Below are 19,319 nucleotides of genomic sequence, written 5' to 3'. Positions count from 1 at the left end.
GCCGAGGAGAAAGTGACCGTGGCCCCGGCTGAAGTTGAAGCGGAGCCGACGGGCGACGGTCCACCCAAGAAGCCCGGTTTTCAGGTACGGCTCACCAACTTCGAGGGCCCGTTCGATCTGCTGCTGCAGCTGATCTTCGCGCACCGCCTCGACGTCACCGAGGTGGCGTTGCACAAGGTCACCGACGAATTCATCGCCTACACCAAAGAGATCGGCAGCCAGCTCGAGCTCGACGAGACCACGGCGTTCCTGGTGGTCGCGGCCACCTTGCTGGATCTGAAGGCCGCGCGACTGCTGCCATCCGGTGATGTGCACGACGAGGACGATCTGGCCCTGCTGGAAGTCCGTGACCTGCTGTTCGCGCGACTGCTGCAGTACCGGGCGTTCAAACACGTGGCTCTGATGTTCGCCGAGCTCGAGGCCGCGGCGATGCGTAGTTATCCGCGCGCAGTGGCGTTGGAGGAGCGTTACACCGAATTGCTGCCGGAGGTCATGCTCGGCGTGGACGCCGATCGATTCGCGCAGATTGCAGCCGCGGCGTTCACCCCGCGTCCGGTGCCGTCGGTGCGAATGGATCACCTGCACGTGCAGGCGGTCTCGGTGCCCGAGCAGGCAATGAAACTGATGGGGCTCTTGCAGATTCGCGGGATCGGGCAGTGGGCGTCGTTCACCGCCTTGGTGGCCGACTGCGAGAGCGGCATTGAGATCGTGGGGCGTTTCCTGGCGCTGCTCGAGCTGTATCGGGCTCGGGCGGTAGCATTTGAGCAATTAGATCCGCTTGGAGTGCTGCAAGTTTCGTGGACCGGAGAGCGGCCGACGAACGAGCATCTGGCAGCAGCAGTGGAAGAAGACTCATGAGTGAAGACGATGCGGTGATGACCGCCGAAACCCGCGTGGACGAGGCCGCCGAGCCTGTCGCCGATGTGACCGACGAGACCGGGGCCGCCGAAGGTGACGAGTCCGACACCGGCGAATTCGATACTGGTGCTGAAGGCGAGATCGATACCGAGATCACCGACGACGAGCTCGGTTCGGCATTGGAGGCGCTGTTACTGGTGGTCGACACCCCAACTTCGGTGGATTCCCTGTCGACCGCGCTGGACGAGCCGGTCGATCGGGTCGGCGACAAGCTGCGCCGGATGGCGTCCGAGTTCGCCGAGCGGGGCAGCGGTATCGACCTGCGAGAGGCCGGCGGCGGCTGGCGGATGTACACCCGCGCGAGGTATGCGCCGTACGTGGAGCGTCTGATTCTGGACGGCGCCCGGTCCAAGCTGACCCGGGCGGCGTTGGAGACGCTGGCGGTGGTGGCGTATCGGCAGCCGGTGACCCGGGCCCGGGTGAGCGCGGTGCGCGGCGTCAATGTCGACGCCGTGATACGAACCCTGGCGGCGCGTGGCTTGATCATCGAGGCCGGTAATGATTCCGACAGTGGTGCAACAACTTTCGCCACCACGGAGCTGTTTTTGGAACGATTGGGGCTGACCTCGCTGGCCGAGCTGCCCGATATCGCGCCGCTGCTGCCGGATGTCGACGTGATCGACGACATCGCCGAAACGCTTTCCGAGGAACCGCGTTTCGCCAAACTCGGTGGTGCACATACGACTTCGGCTGTGGCCGGGTCGGCGAAATTCGATGTAGATCGGGACTGACGTGGCTGACGAAGAAGGTGTGCGCCTGCAGAAGGTGCTGTCGCAGGCGGGAGTTGCCTCCCGCCGGGTGGCTGAGCGGATGATTCTGGACGGCCGCGTTGAGGTGGACGGCCGGATCGTCACGGAACTGGGCACCCGGGTCGATCCGGCGGCGCAGGTGATCCGGGTGGACGGTGCTCGTATCGTGATCGACGACGAGATGGTGTATTTGGCTCTGAACAAGCCAAAAGGCATGCACTCCACCATGTCTGATGATTTGGGCCGGCCGTGTATCGGCGATCTGGTGGAACATCGGGTGCGCGGCAACAAGAAGCTGTTCCATGTGGGCCGCCTGGATGCCGAAACCGAGGGCCTGATTCTGCTGACCAACGATGGCGAGTTGGCGCACCGCCTGATGCATCCGTCGTTCGAGGTGCCCAAGACTTATCTGGCCACGGTGCAGGGCACGGTGCCGCGCGGGCTGGGCAAGAAGCTGCGCGAGGGTATCGAGCTCGATGACGGCCCCGCGCGCGTCGACGATTTCGCGGTGGTCGATGCGGTGCCGGGTAAGGCGTTGCTTCGGGTGACCCTGCACGAGGGGCGTAAGCGCATCGTCCGGCGCCTGCTGGCCGAGGTCGGATTCCCCGTCAAGGAACTGGTGCGGATCAACATCGGTTCGGTGGCGTTGGGGGAGCAGCGGACCGGAAGCCTGCGGGTGTTGACGCGCAAGGAGATCGGCGAGCTGTACCAGGCGGTGGGACTGTGAACGGGTCGTTGGTGATCGCGGTCGATGGTCCGGCGGGTACTGGAAAGTCCTCGGTGTCAACGGGTTTGGCGCGAGCATTGGGTGCCAACCACATCAACACCGGCGCCATGTACCGGATCGTGACGTTGGCCGTGCTGCGTGCCGGCGTCGATCCATCCGATACCGATGCGGTCATCTCGGTGTGCGAGCGCACCGAGTTCTCGGTCAGCTTCGACCCGGACCACGATACTTCTTACCTTGCGGGCGAAGATGTTTCGGGCGAGATCCGTGGCGAGTCGGTGACTCTCGCGGTATCGGCGGTGTCGGCGGTGCCCGAGGTGCGGGCGCGGTTGGTACAGCGTCAGCGGGAACTGGTCGCCGCTGCCGGTTCGGTGGTGGTCGAGGGTCGGGACATCGGCACCGTGGTGCTGCCGCACGCCGATCTCAAGATATTCTTGACCGCCTCCGCCGAGGAACGGGCCCGGCGACGCAATGCCCAGAACATCGCAAATGGCTTGGGCGACAACTACGAAGCGGTGCTGGCCGACGTGCAGCGCCGCGACCATCTGGATTCGACGCGTGCGGTGTCGCCGCTGAGGGCCGCCGACGACGCGGTGATCGTCGACTCCAGTGACATGACAGAGGCTGGCACGGTGGCACATCTGCTGGATCTCGCACAGCAGAAGGCAGGTGTACACCAGTGAGTGAAGACGGTACCTGGGAAGACGAATCCGATTGGGAGATCAGCCCAGAAGGCTTCGAGGGCGAGACGGAAGAGTATTCGGCGCCGCCGCCCGTGGTTGCGGTGGTCGGACGTCCCAATGTCGGCAAATCGACGTTGGTCAACCGGATCCTGGGCCGACGTGAAGCCGTGGTGCAAGACATCCCCGGCGTCACCCGCGATCGCGTGTCCTATGACGCGCAGTGGGTCGGGCGACGATTCGTCGTGCAGGACACCGGCGGTTGGGAACCCGACGCCAAGGGCCTGCAGATGCTGGTCGCCGAACAGGCGTCGGTGGCCATGCGTACCGCGGACGCGATCATCATGGTCGTCGACGCGGTCGTCGGGGCGACGTCGGCCGACGAGGCGGCGGCCAAGCGGCTGCAGCGCTCGGGTAAGCCAGTTTTCTTGGCGGCCAACAAAGTTGACAACGAGAAGGTCGAGTCCGAAGCGGCGGCACTGTGGTCGTTGGGGCTGGGGCAGCCGCACTCGATCAGTGCCATGCACGGACGCGGTGTGGCCGATCTGCTCGACGCGGTCCTGGAGAAGCTGCCGTCGGTGGCCGAATCGTCCGGCGGGAGCGGCGGCCCGCGCCGCGTCGCGTTGGTGGGCAAGCCCAACGTCGGCAAGAGTTCACTGCTGAACAAACTGGCCGGCGACGAGCGGTCCGTGGTGCACGACGTGGCCGGCACGACGGTGGACCCGGTCGACTCGTTGATCGAATTGGGCGGCAAGACTTGGCGTTTCGTCGATACTGCGGGCCTGCGTCGCAAGGTCGGGCAGGCCAGCGGCCATGAGTTCTATGCCTCTGTGCGTACCCACGGTGCAATCGATGCCGCCGAAGTGGCGATCATGCTGATCGATGCGTCCAAGCCGCTGACCGAGCAGGACCTGCGGGTGCTCTCGATGGTGATCGAGGCGGGGCGCGCGTTGGTCATCGCCTTCAACAAGTGGGACTTGGTCGACGAAGACCGGCGCTATCTGCTCGACAAGGAAATCGAACGTGAGCTGGTGCAGGTGCCGTGGGCGCAGCGCGTCAACATCTCGGCGAAAACCGGTCGGGCCGTGCAGAAGTTGGAGCCTGCGCTGGAGACCGCGCTCGCGTCGTGGGACAAGCGGATCCCGACCGGCCGGCTCAACACCTTCCTCAAGGAGATCGTCGCAGCCACGCCGCCGCCGGTCCGCAGTGGCAAGCAACCACGCATCCTGTTCGCCACCCAGGCGGCATCCCGACCGCCGACCTTCGTGCTGTTCACCACCGGGTTCCTGGAGGCCGGCTACCGACGCTTCCTGGAGCGTCGGCTGCGTGAGGAGTTCGGCTTCGAGGGCAGCCCGATCAAGATCAATGTGCGGGTGCGGGAGAAGCGCGGCGTGAAGAAGTGAGTTAGGGCGCGCCGCCGGACCCGTTTAGAGTCCGGCGGCGGGTCTGAGGTAGGCTTTCGATCCGTTGCCGGTTCATCCGGTAGCGCCGCGGGCTGTGGCGCAGCTTGGTAGCGCACTTGACTGGGGGTCAAGTGGTCGCAGGTTCAAATCCTGTCAGCCCGACTTTAGGAACTAGCTCTGAGCTGGTCTTTTGCAAAAATTTTGTGGTCGCTCTTCCGTTCGGTCACGCCCGTCGTTGTCACAGAGTGTCACAGCTGGTCGAAAACTCATTTTCTGCCGGTCACCGGTGTTACGGCACGAGGCCCTGCTCGTCGCCTACCTTGCCAGCGTGACTGGCAAGGACTGCGACCGGAGACAACACGGCGAGTGGGCGAACCCGTCGTGGGCACAGGGATGGTCGACGACTACACCGACCGTCGGCCTGCCCGGCAAGCCAAGGGCATTAACCTCCCAACAGTCGCCAACCACTTCAGCGCCCGATAATCACCGTTTCGTGACTTGAACGCGGACGCCAACGCAACGACGACCTGGCACCGTACGCCGGGTCGGCGCAGTGCAGCTTCGACCGCGTTGCGGCCGCCCTTCCCGGCGTCGAAACAGGTGGTGAAAACCATGCCGTTGTCGGTGAGTGTGGGGTATGGAATGCCATGTATGTCAATGGCTTTATGGAATTCGGCCAGGACTATGGGTCCGGTGATGCGGCGGTGGGCGGTAACGGATAGGCCGCAGCGGGAGTGGTCGTCGAGCCAGCGTTGTTGGGTTGTTCGGCGGCATGTGGATGCTGACTGATCGGGGCCGCCCAGACATGCAGTTTGTAGTGGTGCTCCAGGTGTCAAGCGATGGTGTGCGGGCGGGCGTCGAGCCCGTTGCCCGCCAAGGTATCTCGCAGCTCGATGATCAGGTCGACAGTGGCTTGCGGCAGTCGGGTCGGGCTGGTAATCGGGCGTCGTGATCGGGGTCCGAAAGCGGTTTCCCCGTCGAGGGCTTAGCGCTTGATCACTCGGATATCCAGCTTTGGGAACCCCGTAGTCGCGGGCGACCTGCGACTGTGAGCGGCCTTCGACGAGCACACGGTGATGACCAGACGAGCTTTCGACACCCGCGGAAACTGGCCGATTCACGTATTCCAATGTCTCAAGACAGCCCATTTGCATGTCCTGAAACACCACACTGGCAGCCCGGCTTTAGGCGCTAGCTCTGAGCTGGTCTTTTCCTTCAGTGGTAATCGTGCCTTTGTTCGAACTCCCCACCTGTTGTCATAGATTGACGCAACAGTTCGAGAACTCACTATTCTGCGAACATTGGTGTCGCGGATCCCGCCCAATTACGCATTTGGGCGGGAGAAGGGGCCTGGACTACAGGCTTTGGCCGCTGCCGTCTACCAGAGGCGTATGCGGGCGAATGAACGGACGTCGGCGAATGTGTTCGGAGCCGGTGAGTCACTCGGTGACGGACTTGCGGATACCGCTGTTGCTCGGCGCGGATCAGAATGGCCCGCGAGTCGAGCGGGCTTTGGCGCGATCTTGCGATCGGTCAAGCATCCGGGCATCAACGCTTCGGCTGCCTGGGCCGCCGCCGGGTTTCCAATCGCGGGTTGCCGCGCAACTACGCAGGCTTACTTCCGCTGCCGCACGGTTAATCCGGTATCTGCAGAAGGGTATCGCGCGGGACTGTCTGACCGAAGTTGCAAGCACGGATTTTTCAACATGAGGCGAAGGAGCGGCATGTACCAACGCCGTGTAGCACCCGGTTGCCCGCCTCGTCGAGGCCGCCAGCTGAACGAGGATGGTACGCGGGCACGTTGGTCTAGTTATGTTGCGGTTCAAGCACACTGGTACCGAACCATCGGCAGATCAAGAGGGCGAGTTCAACGTCGAGTCGGTCGTCGGTGATCGGGCGCCCGCGCCGTTCGATCGCGCGGTCTATCCGATATTTCACCGAGTTGAAGTGCAAATTGAGTTCCTTTGCGGCTCCCTTGTAGCTGGAGCCGTCCTGAAGGAAGACTCGCAATGTTTCGCGTAGTCGGGCGTCGTTCTCGTTGTCGGCCGCCAGTGGGCCAAGCGTCTCGCGCACCCAGATCATCGCCTCGGGCAGGTTCTCGGACAGCAGTGCCGCGGCGCAGAGTCCGGGATCTGCTGCGGCACTCACTGATCCGGCAGGCAGCGCGGAAGCGATGGCAATGGTGCGGGCGCTGTGTGCTTGTCGATGTGATCGTCGGAAACCTTCGATGCCCGGCCTTGGGGTACCGAGAGCAACGTATGGTGCGTCCGGGTACGCGGCGGTGAAGGTGCGAATGTGCCGGACGGCTTCGTCTGCGGTGATGTCGCCGAGCGGGATCCATCCCCAGCCGCTGACTCGATCAGCGGCAACGAAAATTGGATTTCCTTGGCTAACCATCGATTCGGCGAGTTCGCGGAAAAATTGCTCCAATCGGAGAAGGTCGTTCTCGACGATTCCGCTGTCGGTAAACCACGCAATCAAGGCAAGGTGTGTTCTGCGTAAGGGGTAGCGGATCGCCGCGGAGGAGGCGTCGACCTCCACGGTGGTGCTGTTGAGTAGTTCGCGGACGCGTACGGCACGCATGCCGTTTTGATTTTCTAGCCAGTGGTCACGCTCGGCTTCGTAGACCTCGACCACGTGTTGACTGATCCAATCGACGTAACCGGAGGTAATACGCATCATGTGTTCGAAGACGTCGAGTTCGATCGTCGGATCCAGATTGGCGTTGCGGGTCTCGGCCACAATGATGTTCAGCAACGCCCGCTGACCGAGGCGGTAGGCGCGAATCAGCGCGTTTACGGGCACACCGCGTTGGGCTAATCGGCGTGCGTACTCAAATGCCGCGGTCGGTGGTTCCACGCGCTCGATCGGAATCTCGTATTGGAGCGCGCCGAAGATGGTTTCGACGTTGCCTTCGACGCTTGCGCCCAATAGTTGGAACATCTGCGCGTCGATCCGAAGTTCTTCGATCTCGTCGTTGAGTGTCTGCTGGATTGAACGCGAGATCTCGGTCAGTCCGGCGCTGAGTCGACTGACGATCATCGCGGTGTTCTCACCGAGCGCAGATTCGTCGACCGCGTTTCGGTGCAGCATGGAGCAACAGTAGTTCGGCGTGTCAATCTCAGCGGTCGTTTTGGCTGAAAGTCTTTGCTGCTGAGGTTGTGTGGGTAGGTCAGCGTGTTTGGGGCTGCACTGAGGGGAGATGGTGTTGTGTTCGGGACACAGTTATCGGGTGAAGATTTATGGCGTCGACACAGTGCGATGGTGCGTGCTGTTTCCTATGGTGGTCTGGCACCGACACGTCGGTTAGTGATCAGGGAACAGCTCGTGAATGTGTGTACTTCGCCTGACGATTCGGTTTGAGCCGAACCTCGGGCTGCGCACCGGCACAACCGGTAGGCCGGAGCGTGGGCGTGTAGACGCCGGTCCCTGTCTGCCTGACCTCAGCTTGCAGCCACTGTTGAAACTCCTGGGAGGGGCAATTCCAATGGGATTCACCGCGCCAGACTTGCCCGACGTCGATCCGGACGAATTCCTGAGCAAGCCACTGATGGAGCGGATTCGGATTCTCAATCTCGATTGGGCCGAACAGGGGTTCGGCGCACCGCGGATGGTGCACTGCATCTACATCCTCAAGTTGTTCGTCTTCTACGCGATCGGTGGCATCTCGGTGGCGACGGCGACGTCGGGCTTGCCGGCGTTTTGGCATGTGTTGGACTGGTGGAATCAGCCGGTCGTCTATCAGAAGGCGATTGTGTGGACGGTGTTGTTGGAATCGATGAATCTTGCCGGGTCCTGGGGCCCGCTGGCCGGCAAGTTCAAGCCGATGACCGGAGGCGTCATGTTCTGGGCCCGGCCGGGCACTATCCGCGAACGACCCTATCGGTGGATACCGATGACCGGCGGCGATCGGCGTACGTGGGTGGACGTCGGTCTGTATATCGCGCTGTTGGCGAGCTTAGTCGTCGCGTTGATCATGCCTGGCGTCCATAGTAATTCGTTGTCGGGGCGGCTTGCAGATAACACGTCCGGGGTGATCAACCCTGCACTGCTGATTGCTCCGATCGGACTGCTGATCGTGATCGGGCTGCGGGACAAGATCGTGTTCATGGCCGCACGCAGCGAGCAGTACCTGCCGGCGCTGCTCTTTTTCGCAATCTTGCCGTTCACCGACATGATCATCGCGTTGAAGATGCTCATCCTGGTGGTGTGGGTGGGAGCCGGCGTTTCCAAGCTCACCAAGCACTTCGCTTACGTGGTGCCACCGATGGTCAGCAACACCATTTGGGCACCCAAGTGGTTGAGGCGCGCGCAATACCGTGACTTCCCACGCGACCTGAGGCCGTCGCGGGTCGCTGGTTTCATGGCACACGTGCAGGGCACGTTCGTCGAGGTCGCAGCACCGTTGGTCCTGTTTTTTTCGACGAACAAGTGGCTGACACTGGTGGCTGCACTGTTCATGGTGGGTTTCCACGCCTTTATCATCTCGACGTTCCCGCTGGCGGTGCCGTTGGAGTGGAACGTGCTCTTCATTTATGCCGTGGTGTTTTTGTTCTGGGGTTTTCCAGCCTGGCACGGCTACTACATCACTGACATGTCCTCGCCGTGGTTGGCGGTGGTGATCGCGGTCGGTCTGTTGTTCTTCCCGGTGCTGGGAAATGTGCGACCGGACAAAGTGTCGTTTCTAGCCGCCATGCGGCAGTATTCGGGCAACTGGGCCACTTCGTTGTGGGCGTTCGCGCCCGGCGCGGAGGCCAAGCTGAATTGGGTGACCCGCTCGGCAAGCAACCAGGTCGATCAATTGATCGCCTCCGGATACGAGCCCAAGTGGGCCGAGATCACCATGCAGCGCGCCATCGGTTTTCGCTCCTTGCACAGCCACGCTCGCGGCACCTTTTCGGTGCTGCTCTCGCGGGTGCCCGATATCGACAGCCGTGCGGTGCGCGAAGGTGACTTCTTGTGTAACTCGTTGGTCGGCTTCAACTTTGGGGACGCCCACTGGCACGGGGAGGACCTCATCCGAGCCGTGCAATGTCAGGCCGCATTCGAGCCCGGTGAGCTCCTGGTGGTTGTTGCCGAGTCCTCAGCCTTGATTGGGGACAGCCAGCGCTATCAGCTGATCGACGCGGCCGCTGGCGTGATCGAACGTGGCACCTTTCAGGTCTCTGACGAGGTCAAGGAGCAGCCCTGGCTACCCAACGGGCCGATCCCGTTGCGCGTGAGCTGGTCGGCTACGACGACAGTGCAACGAACCGATCCGGCGGTCGCGCAAAACAATCGGCCGTACGGCCGCGGCGTGTCCACCTGAGGGCGTCGGTTGTGGTCGGTGGTGGGCCCGATGGGCTCGCTGCGGCCCTGCCACCTAGCTATCAAAAATGTTGTGCCATCACCGATTATCAAGGGAGTATCAATGAACACCACCGCCGCAACGCCGTTGGCGGACCGCACTCTGATCATGTCTGGCGGCAGCCGTGGCATTGGTCTGGCAATCGCCAAGCGAGTTGCTGCAGACGGCGCGAACATTACGCTGATCGCCAAAACCGACATACCGCATCCCAAACTGCCAGGCACGATCCACACTGCCGCTGCGGAACTGGAGGAAGCGGGCGCCAAAGTGCTCAAGTTCGTCGGCGATGTTCGCGTCGATGAGCACGTCGCTGAGGCGGTGGCGCAAAGCATCGAGCGGTTCGGCGGCATCGACATGGTGGTCAACAATGCGTCGGCGATCAATCTCGCTCGCACCGAAGCGATTTCGATGAAGTCCTACGACCTGATGCAAGACATCAACTGCCGGGGCAGCTTCTTGCTGTCCAAGTTGTGTCTGCCCGCGTTGCGAGAATCGTCGAAGGCGGGCCGCAACCCGCACATTCTGACGCTGTCCCCGCCGCTCAATCTCAATCCGCGGTGGCCGGGCCGCATGTTGGCCTATACGATCGCCAAGTACGGAATGTCGCTCACTACACTGGGTTTGGCCGAAGAGCTCAAAGACGACGGCATCGGTGTGAACTCGCTGTGGCCGCATACGACCATCGCGACCGCGGCGCTGCAAATTCATCAAGCCGGTGAAGCGATGGCGGCCAAGTCGCGGACCGCTGAGATCATGGCCGATGCGGCATACCTGATTCTCACCTCGCAGGCCGCTAGCACGAGTGGCAATTTCTTCCTCGATGACGAGGTTCTCACGAAGCACGGTGCCATAGACTTCGACAAGTACGCAGTGACGCCGGGCAACAGCGAACTCGAGTTGGATCTGTACCTCGAGAGCTGATCTCAGGGTGATCGGGACGGGTGGCGACCCCGGGCCTCTCTTCGGCGATCTCGGTGTCGACATCAAGTGGCTTAGGTATCAGGTTTGACTGCGATCACCCAGACCAACGCAGCGGCCGCAAAGTGCGGTCTGTCGGCATTGACCTGCGCGGCGCGCCGAAGGGAAAGCGTTGGCCTACTGGTCGATCACGGCATCTGACGTCGTCCTGACAAGGCCCTAGTACTGCTCGTTCCAGAACGCATGCAGCCAAAGCTGCTCGATAACGCGCAGTGCGTGGGGTCGATCGGTGGCTGAAGGTACGAACGTGGTGTCGCCGGCGGCAACGAATTGCGTAGCGGCCGAGAGGACGCGTACCAATGTGCTGGTGTTGTCGACGATGGGCGCAGCGGTTCTCACAGCGATTTCGGCTGCGATGATCTTGTGCACCGCGGCGATGACAGCATCGTTGAGTGCATCAATCATGGTGCGGATCTGGCCGTCGGCGTGGCGGGCAGCGTGGCAGGCGACTACGACCGGGTCATTTCGCGCAATCACGGTGGCTACAGCACTGACCATGCGTGAGACGAACTGTTCTGGCGACTCGTCGGGGGCGCGGGCGGCGAAGTGGTCGGTCATTTCGTCGAGTTCGTCGACACGGTCCTCCAACATGGCCGCCAGCACGGCGTGTTTGGAGTCGAAGTAGAAGTAGAACCCAGATCGACCGATGCCCGCGCGGCTGGCGATCGATGTCACCGAAATGTCATTGAAACTGTTATCCCTCAACAGCTCCCGTGTGGATTCCAGGATCGCCTCGCGTTGCAATTCTCCACGCTGCGAGTGGAACCGCGCTGAGTATCGATCATGGTTGCTCCGGCCCTCTTGGCGCTGCGGGTCGGCAGGTTCATCCGGGCTGGTGGACATGGCTGGGAGGATCGACACGATAGAGTTCCTCAATGTCGTTGGAGTATTTCGCGGCAACGAGTTTGCGTTTGAGCTTCATCGTCAGGGTCAGCTCCTCTCCGCCCAATTCCCAGAACGTCGGCAGGATACGGAACCGTTTGACCTGCTCGACGCGCGCCAGTCGGGCGTTCCCTGCGGCTACACCGGCGCAAATCTGTTTGATCACAACGGGATCAGCAGCGAGTGTGGCGGCTGACGCGTCGGCCAGGTTGTGGTGCGCGGCGTGTAGTGGCGCGCTTTCGGCGTCCAGGACAACAAGGGCGGTGTTGTAGGGACGACCGTCACCGATGACTGCCATCGCGCCGATCAGTGGGGTTGCCGCCTTGATGGTGTTCTCGATGTTCGACGGCGACATGTTCTTGCCGGCCGCATTGATGATGAGTTCCTTCTTGCGGTCCACGATCCTGAGATAGCCTTCTTCGTCGATCGTGGCCACGTCACCGGTCCGCAGCCAACCATCGGCATCGAGAACTTCAGCGGTCTTGTCGGGTTCACCCCGGTAGCCCTTCATCACCAACGGGCCCCGGACCAGCAACTCGCCGTCCTGGGCGAGGCGGGCCTGCATACCCGGCACCGCAGTACCGACTGTGCCCAGTTTGGCCGCGCGTGGGTGGCTGAGGCTGCAGATGCAGGTGAGCTCAGACATACCCCAGACTTCAGTAATCGGAACACCCAGCCCGGCGAAGAACCCGAGCGTCTCCGGCGGGATCGGAGCCGCCCCCGACAACGCCCAACGCACTCGGTCCAACCCGACCTGGGCACGGAGCTTCGCGAGTACCAGTCCGTCGGCGCGTGCCCATTCGGCGGCAACATCGGCAGGGACGGGCTGCCCGGCCAACTGGGCACGGCCGCGTTTGGCTGCCACCGTGATCGCCCACCGTAGCTGCTGCCGTCGGGTCTCATCCTGCTCGTCGTCAATGCGCAGTTCGATTGCCGCCTTGAGCTTTTCCCATACCCGCGGTACCGAACCCCAGACCGTCGGGCGCAACTCGGCAAGCGCGGACGCGATCTGCCTGGCATCGGCAACGGCGGTCACTTGGGTACCCAGGACTTCGGCCATGTAGAGCGCCGTCAACCGGTCAGCGATGTGCGCCGACGGCAAGAAGGACGTAATCGTGTCACCAAATCTGACCCCTAACACGTCTGCCAAACCGTTCAACTGGAACAGCAGATTGGCGTGGGTGGTTTCCACACCCTTTGGGTCGCCGGTGGTGCCGGACGTGTAGATCAATGTCGCGACGTCCTCTGGTCGGACGGCCCGCCACGACGCCTCGAAATCAAAATCGTGGGCACCACCATCGATCAATTGCGCCACCGATATCGTGCCGTCGGGTGCGTGGTCGAGGCACACGATATGTTCAAGACGGGCGTCACTGGCTCTGATTCGCCCGACATACTGTGGCTCGCAGATCACCACCCGCGCACCAGCGTTGCCCAACACGTAGCGTAGTTGCTCGGGCGACAGCGTGTTGTACACCGAGAACGAGGTGGCACCCAGATGCTGCGCACCGACCTCCAACGGATAGAAGTCGATGCGGTTGGCCATCATCAGCGCCACCGTGTCACCGCGCCCGACGCCTAGGGCCGCCAACCCTGCGGCGGCCCCGCGCACCTGCGCGGCATACTGCCACCACGTCATTGTCCGCGTGTCACCCGGCGTGCGCAGCGCCACCGCCTCAGGGTCGATGGACGCAGTACGCTGAAATGCTGCCGGCAGTGTCGCGGGAATAGCGTCAACCATCAGTCACCGTCCCCAGGCCGGACGATAATGTCATGGTGAATCTCATTGGCAGCAGCGACATTGGTGCCGACGATGCCGGACTGCAACATCGCATCAATGGTGTACGCACAGGCACGTCCGCACCACGCCGATACCTGGATACCTTCCAGTGCAGCATGACTGGCGAACGAAATGCTCGTCATCGTGACCATTTGGTGGACAGAAGATCTTGGCAAGGCAGATCGGTTCACCTTAGCCGTGCGCCTCAGCTGCGAGCGGCTGCCATTCTTCCCAGGTCTTGAGCCGACGTTCGTAGTCGGCCTTGGTGAGCTGCAATGGCATCACGCCGAAAAACACTCGTAGCGGCGGCTGATCCGCGTCGACAATCTTGAGGATCGCAGCACCGGTGGCCCGCGGATCACCCCCATTGGAGGCGTATCTGTTGTGCATGCGCAGGGACTCTTCGTGCGCCGCTCGGTAATGGGGCAGCGGATCGGAGCGCTTGGACGAGGACCCTGCCCAGTCGGTCGAGAACCCGCCGGGTTCGACCAACGTCACGTGGATACCAAATGGTGCCATCTCCTGGGCCAATGCCTCCGAAAGACCTTCCATCGCCCACTTTGAAGCGTGGTAAATCCCCATATTCCCGAATGCGATGATGCCGCCGATCGAGGAGACTTGAATGATGTGCCCGCTGCACTGGGCTCGCAGCAGCGGCAACGCGGCCTGCGTAACCCATAGTGCGCCAAATACATTCGTTTCGATCTGGGCTCGCGCCTCGGCCTCTGTCAGTTCCTCGATAAAGCCGAAGTGGCCGTAGCCGGCATTGTTGACGACGACGTCGAGACGTCCGAAGTGGTCGTGCGCTGCGCGCACCGCGGCGAAGTCGGCGTCGCGGTCGCAGACGTCCAACTGGATCGGTAGCAACGCCTCGCCGTATTTCGCAATGAGATCGTCGAGTGTCGACGTGTCTCGGGCGGTGGCCGCGACCTTGTCACCGCGCGAGAGGGCCGCGATGGCCCACTCCCTACCGAACCCGCGTGATGTCCCGGTGATGAACCAAATTTTACTTGTCACGCTCGGAAAGTGTAGTCCCGCTCGGCGTGTGAAGATGCGCTTTGAGATAGCTCATTTTAGTTCTCTTGCAAGCGAATTCGATGTCGAACGCGATCGAAGGTGACCGGTGTTTGCGCCGGCTGACGGCCCTTCGTGCGCACACGCGAACATTCACCGCGGGGCGAAATATCGCCTGCGAAAGTCGTCAATCGGACAGTTCCTCATGATGAGTCAGCTCGGGAAGCTGCGGAATATTTCGACCTTGAAGACGGTCGGCGGGAGGCGCGGTCGTGGGCGGCCCGGCGACCGCGTGGCCCTCCCAGAAGTGTTGATTGACAGGGTCATTCGGTACTACCGTCCGGCCAGTGGGTCGGGACCAGCGGTGCAGGGTGTCGCGCGGAACGGCACGTGCAGCGGCAGAATTTGAGGGCTTCGGTTTCTCCGTCGAGTCATGCGTCGCCTATGTGGGCGAGTACTGCGCCGACCTCGACTTGCTGGCCGGCCACGACATTGAGTTCGGCGAGCACGCCGCTGCTCGGGGCGGTGATGGTGTGCTCCATCTTCATGGCCTCCAGCCAGATGAGGGGTTGGCCGGCGGTGACTTGGTCGCCGGCCTCGGCACCGAGCCGGATCACCGACCCCGGCATCGGCGCGAGCAATGCGCTCTGAGCGACTGCGGCATCGGGATCGGAAAACCGAGGCAAGGCAACGAGTCGCACTGGTCCGAGCGGGCCGTCGACGAAGATCTGGTCTCCGTACTTGGCTACGTCGAAGGGGCGCTCGACACCGTCAGCTGTCAACACAACACGGTCAATCGTCGCTGAGACCAGCGCTACGTCGGCGGTGCCGGGGAGATCCAATCGGCCGCGCAGGAACCGGTATGAGACCGCGTGCTCGTCACCGGCGGCGTCCACGTAGCGCTTGGTTTGGTATCCGCTTGGTATGTTACGCCATCCGCTGGGCACGTCGCGGAAAACGTTTGCAGTGGAGCGGTTCTCGGCCGCTTCGGCCAGTGCCGCCGCCAGTGCGCACAGTCCCGAAGCCGATGGCGCGGCCAACGGCGCGGCGAGTTCGGTCAGGCCGTGGGTGGCGAAGAAGGCAGTGTCGGTGGCGCCGAGCAGGAATGCGGGGTGTCGGAGCACGTTGACGAGCAGATCGCGGTTGGTCCTGATGCCGTGCAGGTGGGTCCGCGCCAAGGCGTCGGCGAGGATGCTCGCCGCCTGCTCCCGCGTCCGCCCGTAGGAGATGACCTTGGCGAGCATTGAGTCGTAGAACACGGACACGACCGAACCGTCGTCGACGCCCGAGTCGACGCGCACGCCCGCACCGCCCCGTGTGGTGAATGCGGTCCGCGGGCGGGGTACGTCGAACCGGTGGATTCGTCCGGCCTGGGGCTGCCAGCCTTGAGCCGGATCTTCGGCGTATAGCCGCGCCTCGATCGAATGCCCTTGAGACGGTGGGGGATCTGGGTCGAGTCGACCTCCGGCGGCGACTTCCAATTGCAACTCGACCAAATCAAGGCCGGTGGTCTGCTCGGTGACGGGGTGTTCCACCTGCAGTCGGGTGTTCATCTCCAGGAAGAAGAAATCGCCTCGCTCGTCGGCCATGAACTCGACGGTGCCTGCACTGGTGTAACCGATCGCGGCCACCGCACGCCGGGCCGCCTCGAATAGCTTGGCCCGCATCCCCGGTTTGCGCTCGACCAGCGGGGACGGCGCCTCTTCGATGATCTTCTGGTGGCGCCGCTGGATGGAGCATTCCCGTTCTCCGATGGCCCACACCGTGCCGTGCTCGTCGGCGAGCACTTGGACCTCCACGTGGTGGCCGGCGGCGAGGTAGTGCTCGCAGAACACGGTCGGATCGCCGAACGCTGACTGTGCCTCACGGCGCGCGGCCTCCACTTGTACTGGGAAATCGGACAATTGGCTGACTACGCGCATGCCTCGGCCGCCGCCTCCCGCAGATGCCTTGATCAACACAGGGAACTGGTCGGCGGTGACGGTGTCGGGATGGAGTTCCTCCAGCACGGGCACTCCGGCGGCCGTCATCATCTTCTTGGCTTCGATTTTGGAACCCATCGCCCGCACCGCCGCCGCGGGCGGACCGATCCATATCAGGCCGGCCTGCTGAACCGCGTCCGCGAATGCGGGGTTCTCTGAGAGGAATCCGTAGCCGGGATGGATCGCGTCCGCCTCCGACCGCACCGCCGAGGCGAGGAGTTGGTCGACGTCGAGGTAACCGTCGCGGCCTTCGAGCCGAACGCGCACGTCTGCCTCGGCGACGTGGGGGCTGGCAGCGTCGGCATCGGTATATACAGCGACCGTGCCGATCCCGAGCCGACGGCAGGTTGCGAATACACGCCGCGCGATCTCGCCGCGGTTAGCAACGAGGACCCGGGTGATCATGGTGCTCACATCCTGAAGGCGCCGAAGTTCGACGTCCCCTTGATCGGGCCATTGGCTATGGCGGACAAGCACATTCCCAAAACGGTTCGGGTGTCACGAGGGTCGATGACGCCATCGTCGTAGAGCATTCCGGACAACACTGTCGGTAGCGATTCGGCCTCAATCTGGCCCTCGACGGCGGCGCGCAAAGCGGCATCTGAATCCTCGTCGACACGTTGTCCGCGAGCCTCGGAGGCGGCCCGGCTGACGATGGACAGCACACCGGCCAGTTGCGCGCCACCCATCACCGCGGACTTGGCGCTCGGCCAGGCGAATAGGAACCGCGGGTCGTATGCGCGCCCGCACATGCCGTAGTGGCCTGCGCCGTACGAGGCGCCCATCAGCAGCGAGATGTGTGGCACCGTCGAGTTGGATACGGCGTTGATCATCATCGAGCCGTGCTTGATCATCCCGCCCTCCTCGTACGCCTTGCCCACCATGTATCCAGTCGTGTTGTGCAGGAATAACAATGGTGTGTCGGAGCGGTTGGCCAACTGGATGAACTGAGTCGCTTTCTGCGCCTCCTCGCTGAACAGCACACCGCGAGCGTTGGCGAGGATGCCGATCGGATAGCCGTACAGCGTGGCCCACCCGGTGATCAACGAGCCGCCGTAGAGCGGCTTGAACTCGTCGAAATCCGAGCCGTCGACGATCCGAGCGACAACCTCGCGCGGATCGAACGGGATGCGCAGGTCGGCTGGAACAATGCCGACCAGCTCTTCCGTGTCGAACAACGGTTCGATCACCGGCGCCGGAGTCGGGCCCTGCTTGTGCCAGTTCAACCGGGCTACGATACGTCGCCCGATCCGTATGGCGTCGAGCTCGTCGATGGCGAAGTAGTCGCCGAGACCTGATATGCGGGCATGCATTTCGGCACCGCCGAGGGATTCATCGTCAGATTCTTCGCCGGTGGCCATCTTGACCAGCGGTGGGCCCGCCAGGAACACTTTAGAGCGTTCCTTGATCATCACCACGTGGTCGGACATGCCGGGGATGTAGGCGCCACCTGCTGTGGAGTTGCCGAACACCAGCGCGATGGTCGGGATGCCTGCGGCCGAGAGCCGGGTCAGGTCCCTGAACATCTGCCCGCCCGGGACGAAGATCTCCTTTTGGGTAGGGAGGTCAGCGCCACCTGATTCGACCATCGAGATGAGCGGCAAGCGGTTCTGCATCGCAATTTGGTTGGCGCGCAGGAGTTTCTTCAGTGTCCACGGGTTACTGGTACCGCCTTTGACGGTCGGATCGTTGGCGACAACCAGACACTCGACGCCGCTGACTGCGCCGATGCCGACCACGATGCTGGCGCCGACGGTGAAGTCGCTGCCCCAAGCTGCGAGTGGGCTGAGTTCCAAGAACGGTGCATCGGGATCGAGCAGCAACTCGATGCGCTCGCGCGGGGTGAGCTTGCCGCGAGCGTGATGACGCTCAACGTACTTGGCGCCACCACCGGCCAGCGCTTTGGCGTGCTCGGTGTCGAGCTCGGCGAGCTTGGCGGCCATCGCCTGGGCGGCCTCGCGGTATCCAGGGGAAGCGACATCGACTGTGGATCGAAGTGCCGTCATGGCTGGCATCCCCGGATTCTCGCGGCACCTTCGATGGCCGCCTCGGCTGAGCTCGCGTCGGCGACCAAGTTGGATCGGCACTGGAGTGGTCGGTGCGCCAGATGGCGCGTGCCTACCCGAGCTACGTCGATGCAGGGCGCTGTCATGGCAAGCATATTCAGCACTGGCGGAAGGGAAATCGTTGGTTTACAAAAGGTTTTGCTGTTGTCGCGCCGCATCGCTGCTGGGTCCAGATGCTGCGTACTCCTGTGCGCTTCAGCGGCTATGCCGACGGGATCGGGCACGGAGACTCCCTTCGTTTCTGGCAGGCCCACTGGCCGGCAGCGGCGGGTTGCCCGCAGCGCGGATCCGCGCTGCGATTCGTGCTCCTCGGCGAACATCGGCCGCGCATCCTCTCGCCCTTGGGGCATACGCAGGTGGTCAGAGCGTTTGTGAATATCTCGTTGACACTCTAACTGACTATCCGTACGGTTAGTCAAATCACGGATGTGGTGACAGTCACACCGGATAACCAGATGTGATGGGAGACACTGATGATGGTGCTCAAGGAGTTTCGCCGTGGTGATGGGCGACAGCCCGTCACGTCGTGTCGTCTCGGCGAACATGGCGACGTCAAAGGGCTGATGTCTGGGGATCCAAAAGTCTTGATCCTCAATCAATTCACGCAATCGTGGCGTGCCCCAACTGGGGGTTTCAGGCCGCGCGCGGCGTTCACCGATCCGGCCGAGAACAACCACAAATTCGCTGTCAGCTTCGGTGACAGCCTGCTGGCCGCGCGTCCGGGCGCTGACCGTGCATCAGAACTCGCATCGAGTGGAGGGCGCCTGCCGGTGAATGGTGATCAGCGGTGACG

The 19,319-nt window shown here is 62.7% G+C and carries 16 protein-coding genes and 1 tRNA gene; 10 read left to right on the top strand and 7 right to left on the bottom strand.

The genetic code is table 11. The features are described 5' to 3' along the window. Positions 1 to 18 precede the first annotated feature (18 nt). The 6 genes from ABIA30_RS06475 to ABIA30_RS06450 all read left to right on the top strand — a co-directional run bounded on the left by ABIA30_RS06475 (position 19) and on the right by ABIA30_RS06450 (position 4,639). Positions 19 to 858 (top strand): segregation/condensation protein A, encoded by an 840-nt coding sequence (locus tag ABIA30_RS06475; RefSeq protein WP_370063383.1) that lies wholly within the window; start codon positions 19 to 21, stop codon positions 856 to 858. Further along, entirely contained in the window at positions 855 to 1,649 is a 795-nt protein-coding gene (scpB, locus tag ABIA30_RS06470) for an SMC-Scp complex subunit ScpB (RefSeq protein WP_370063151.1), read from the top strand. Before ABIA30_RS06475 ends, scpB begins: the two co-directional genes overlap by 4 nt. Before the next feature lies 1 nt (position 1,650). Further along, positions 1,651 to 2,394 carry a pseudouridine synthase gene (locus tag ABIA30_RS06465; RefSeq protein ID WP_370063149.1) on the top strand — a complete coding sequence of 248 codons (744 nt, stop codon included), beginning with the start codon at positions 1,651 to 1,653 and terminating at the stop codon, positions 2,392 to 2,394. After that, the gene (gene cmk, locus ABIA30_RS06460) at positions 2,391 to 3,077 is read left to right on the top strand and encodes a (d)CMP kinase (protein WP_370063147.1); all 687 of its coding nucleotides are present in this window, start codon (positions 2,391 to 2,393) and stop codon (positions 3,075 to 3,077) included. Before ABIA30_RS06465 ends, cmk begins: the two co-directional genes overlap by 4 nt. Further along, positions 3,074 to 4,477, top strand: a complete 1,404-nt coding sequence (der, locus tag ABIA30_RS06455) for a ribosome biogenesis GTPase Der (RefSeq protein ID WP_370063145.1) — start codon at positions 3,074 to 3,076, stop codon at positions 4,475 to 4,477. The genes cmk and der overlap by 4 nt, the downstream gene beginning before the upstream one ends. 88 nt (positions 4,478 to 4,565) lie before the next feature. After that, positions 4,566 to 4,639: transfer RNA gene (locus tag ABIA30_RS06450), tRNA-Pro, on the top strand. Positions 4,640 to 6,283: 1,644 nt separating this feature from the next. Here the strand turns inward: ABIA30_RS06450 and ABIA30_RS06445 are convergent. Next, positions 6,284 to 7,570: a PucR family transcriptional regulator gene (locus ABIA30_RS06445; protein WP_370063143.1), complete on the bottom strand. Its 1,287-nt coding sequence runs from the start codon at positions 7,568 to 7,570 to the stop codon at positions 6,284 to 6,286. A gap of 394 nt (positions 7,571 to 7,964) precedes the next feature. Between ABIA30_RS06445 and ABIA30_RS06440 the strand changes: the two genes are divergently transcribed. Next, positions 7,965 to 9,785, top strand: coding sequence for a DUF3556 domain-containing protein (locus ABIA30_RS06440; RefSeq protein WP_370063141.1), 1,821 nt, complete (start codon positions 7,965 to 7,967; stop codon positions 9,783 to 9,785). 102 nt (positions 9,786 to 9,887) lie between these two features. Next, positions 9,888 to 10,745 (top strand): SDR family oxidoreductase, encoded by an 858-nt coding sequence (locus tag ABIA30_RS06435; protein WP_370063139.1) that lies wholly within the window; start codon positions 9,888 to 9,890, stop codon positions 10,743 to 10,745. Positions 10,746 to 10,961: 216 nt separating this feature from the next. On the opposite strand, the gene ABIA30_RS06430 is transcribed toward ABIA30_RS06435, so the two are convergent. The 6 genes from ABIA30_RS06430 to ABIA30_RS06405 form a co-directional block, all read right to left on the bottom strand. Then, positions 10,962 to 11,645, bottom strand: coding sequence for a TetR/AcrR family transcriptional regulator (locus tag ABIA30_RS06430; RefSeq protein WP_370063137.1), 684 nt, complete (start codon positions 11,643 to 11,645; stop codon positions 10,962 to 10,964). Beyond that, positions 11,626 to 13,425 (bottom strand): fatty acid--CoA ligase FadD11, encoded by a 1,800-nt coding sequence (gene fadD11, locus ABIA30_RS06425; RefSeq protein WP_370063135.1) that lies wholly within the window; start codon positions 13,423 to 13,425, stop codon positions 11,626 to 11,628. The genes ABIA30_RS06430 and fadD11 overlap by 20 nt, the downstream gene beginning before the upstream one ends. Next, entirely contained in the window at positions 13,425 to 13,616 is a 192-nt protein-coding gene (locus ABIA30_RS06420) for a hypothetical protein (RefSeq protein ID WP_370063133.1), read from the bottom strand. Before ABIA30_RS06420 ends, fadD11 begins: the two co-directional genes overlap by 1 nt. 40 nt (positions 13,617 to 13,656) lie before the next feature. Beyond that, on the bottom strand, positions 13,657 to 14,481 hold the full coding sequence (locus tag ABIA30_RS06415) for an SDR family oxidoreductase (protein ID WP_370063131.1): 825 nt from the start codon (positions 14,479 to 14,481) through the stop codon (positions 13,657 to 13,659). Positions 14,482 to 14,909: 428 nt separating this feature from the next. Then, positions 14,910 to 16,865, bottom strand: coding sequence for a biotin carboxylase N-terminal domain-containing protein (locus ABIA30_RS06410; RefSeq protein ID WP_370063129.1), 1,956 nt, complete (start codon positions 16,863 to 16,865; stop codon positions 14,910 to 14,912). A 5-nt stretch (positions 16,866 to 16,870) separates the two neighbouring features. Then, positions 16,871 to 18,466 (bottom strand): acyl-CoA carboxylase subunit beta, encoded by a 1,596-nt coding sequence (locus tag ABIA30_RS06405; RefSeq protein ID WP_370063127.1) that lies wholly within the window; start codon positions 18,464 to 18,466, stop codon positions 16,871 to 16,873. A gap of 101 nt (positions 18,467 to 18,567) precedes the next feature. Between ABIA30_RS06405 and ABIA30_RS06400 the strand changes: the two genes are divergently transcribed. Beyond that, positions 18,568 to 18,921, top strand: coding sequence for a hypothetical protein (locus tag ABIA30_RS06400; protein WP_370063125.1), 354 nt, complete (start codon positions 18,568 to 18,570; stop codon positions 18,919 to 18,921). Between the two features lie 78 nt (positions 18,922 to 18,999). Beyond that, a complete protein-coding gene (locus ABIA30_RS06395; RefSeq protein ID WP_370063123.1) occupies positions 19,000 to 19,317 on the top strand; it encodes a hypothetical protein in 318 nt (105 codons plus the stop codon). Positions 19,318 to 19,319: the final 2 nt, after the last annotated feature.

Source organism: Mycobacterium sp. MAA66 (assembly GCF_041261665.1).
Lineage (GTDB): Bacteria > Actinomycetota > Actinomycetes > Mycobacteriales > Mycobacteriaceae > Mycobacterium.
The sequence above is the reverse complement of the archived record's forward strand: the minus strand, read 5'-3'. Positions and strand labels throughout refer to the sequence as shown.

Coding starts and splice junctions, on each gene's coding strand:
- scpB (WP_370063151.1), top strand. CDS start 855: ATGAGTGAAGACGATGCGGTGATGACCGCCGAAACCCGCGTGGACGAG.
- ABIA30_RS06445 (WP_370063143.1), bottom strand. CDS start 7,570: ATGCTGCACCGAAACGCGGTCGACGAATCTGCGCTCGGTGAGAACACC.
- ABIA30_RS06440 (WP_370063141.1), top strand. CDS start 7,965: ATGGGATTCACCGCGCCAGACTTGCCCGACGTCGATCCGGACGAATTC.
- ABIA30_RS06435 (WP_370063139.1), top strand. CDS start 9,888: ATGAACACCACCGCCGCAACGCCGTTGGCGGACCGCACTCTGATCATG.
- ABIA30_RS06430 (WP_370063137.1), bottom strand. CDS start 11,645: ATGTCCACCAGCCCGGATGAACCTGCCGACCCGCAGCGCCAAGAGGGC.
- fadD11 (WP_370063135.1), bottom strand. CDS start 13,425: ATGGTTGACGCTATTCCCGCGACACTGCCGGCAGCATTTCAGCGTACT.
- ABIA30_RS06420 (WP_370063133.1), bottom strand. CDS start 13,616: ATGGTCACGATGACGAGCATTTCGTTCGCCAGTCATGCTGCACTGGAA.
- ABIA30_RS06410 (WP_370063129.1), bottom strand. CDS start 16,865: ATGATCACCCGGGTCCTCGTTGCTAACCGCGGCGAGATCGCGCGGCGT.
- ABIA30_RS06405 (WP_370063127.1), bottom strand. CDS start 18,466: ATGACGGCACTTCGATCCACAGTCGATGTCGCTTCCCCTGGATACCGC.
- ABIA30_RS06400 (WP_370063125.1), top strand. CDS start 18,568: ATGGCGCGTGCCTACCCGAGCTACGTCGATGCAGGGCGCTGTCATGGC.
- ABIA30_RS06395 (WP_370063123.1), top strand. CDS start 19,000: ATGATGGTGCTCAAGGAGTTTCGCCGTGGTGATGGGCGACAGCCCGTC.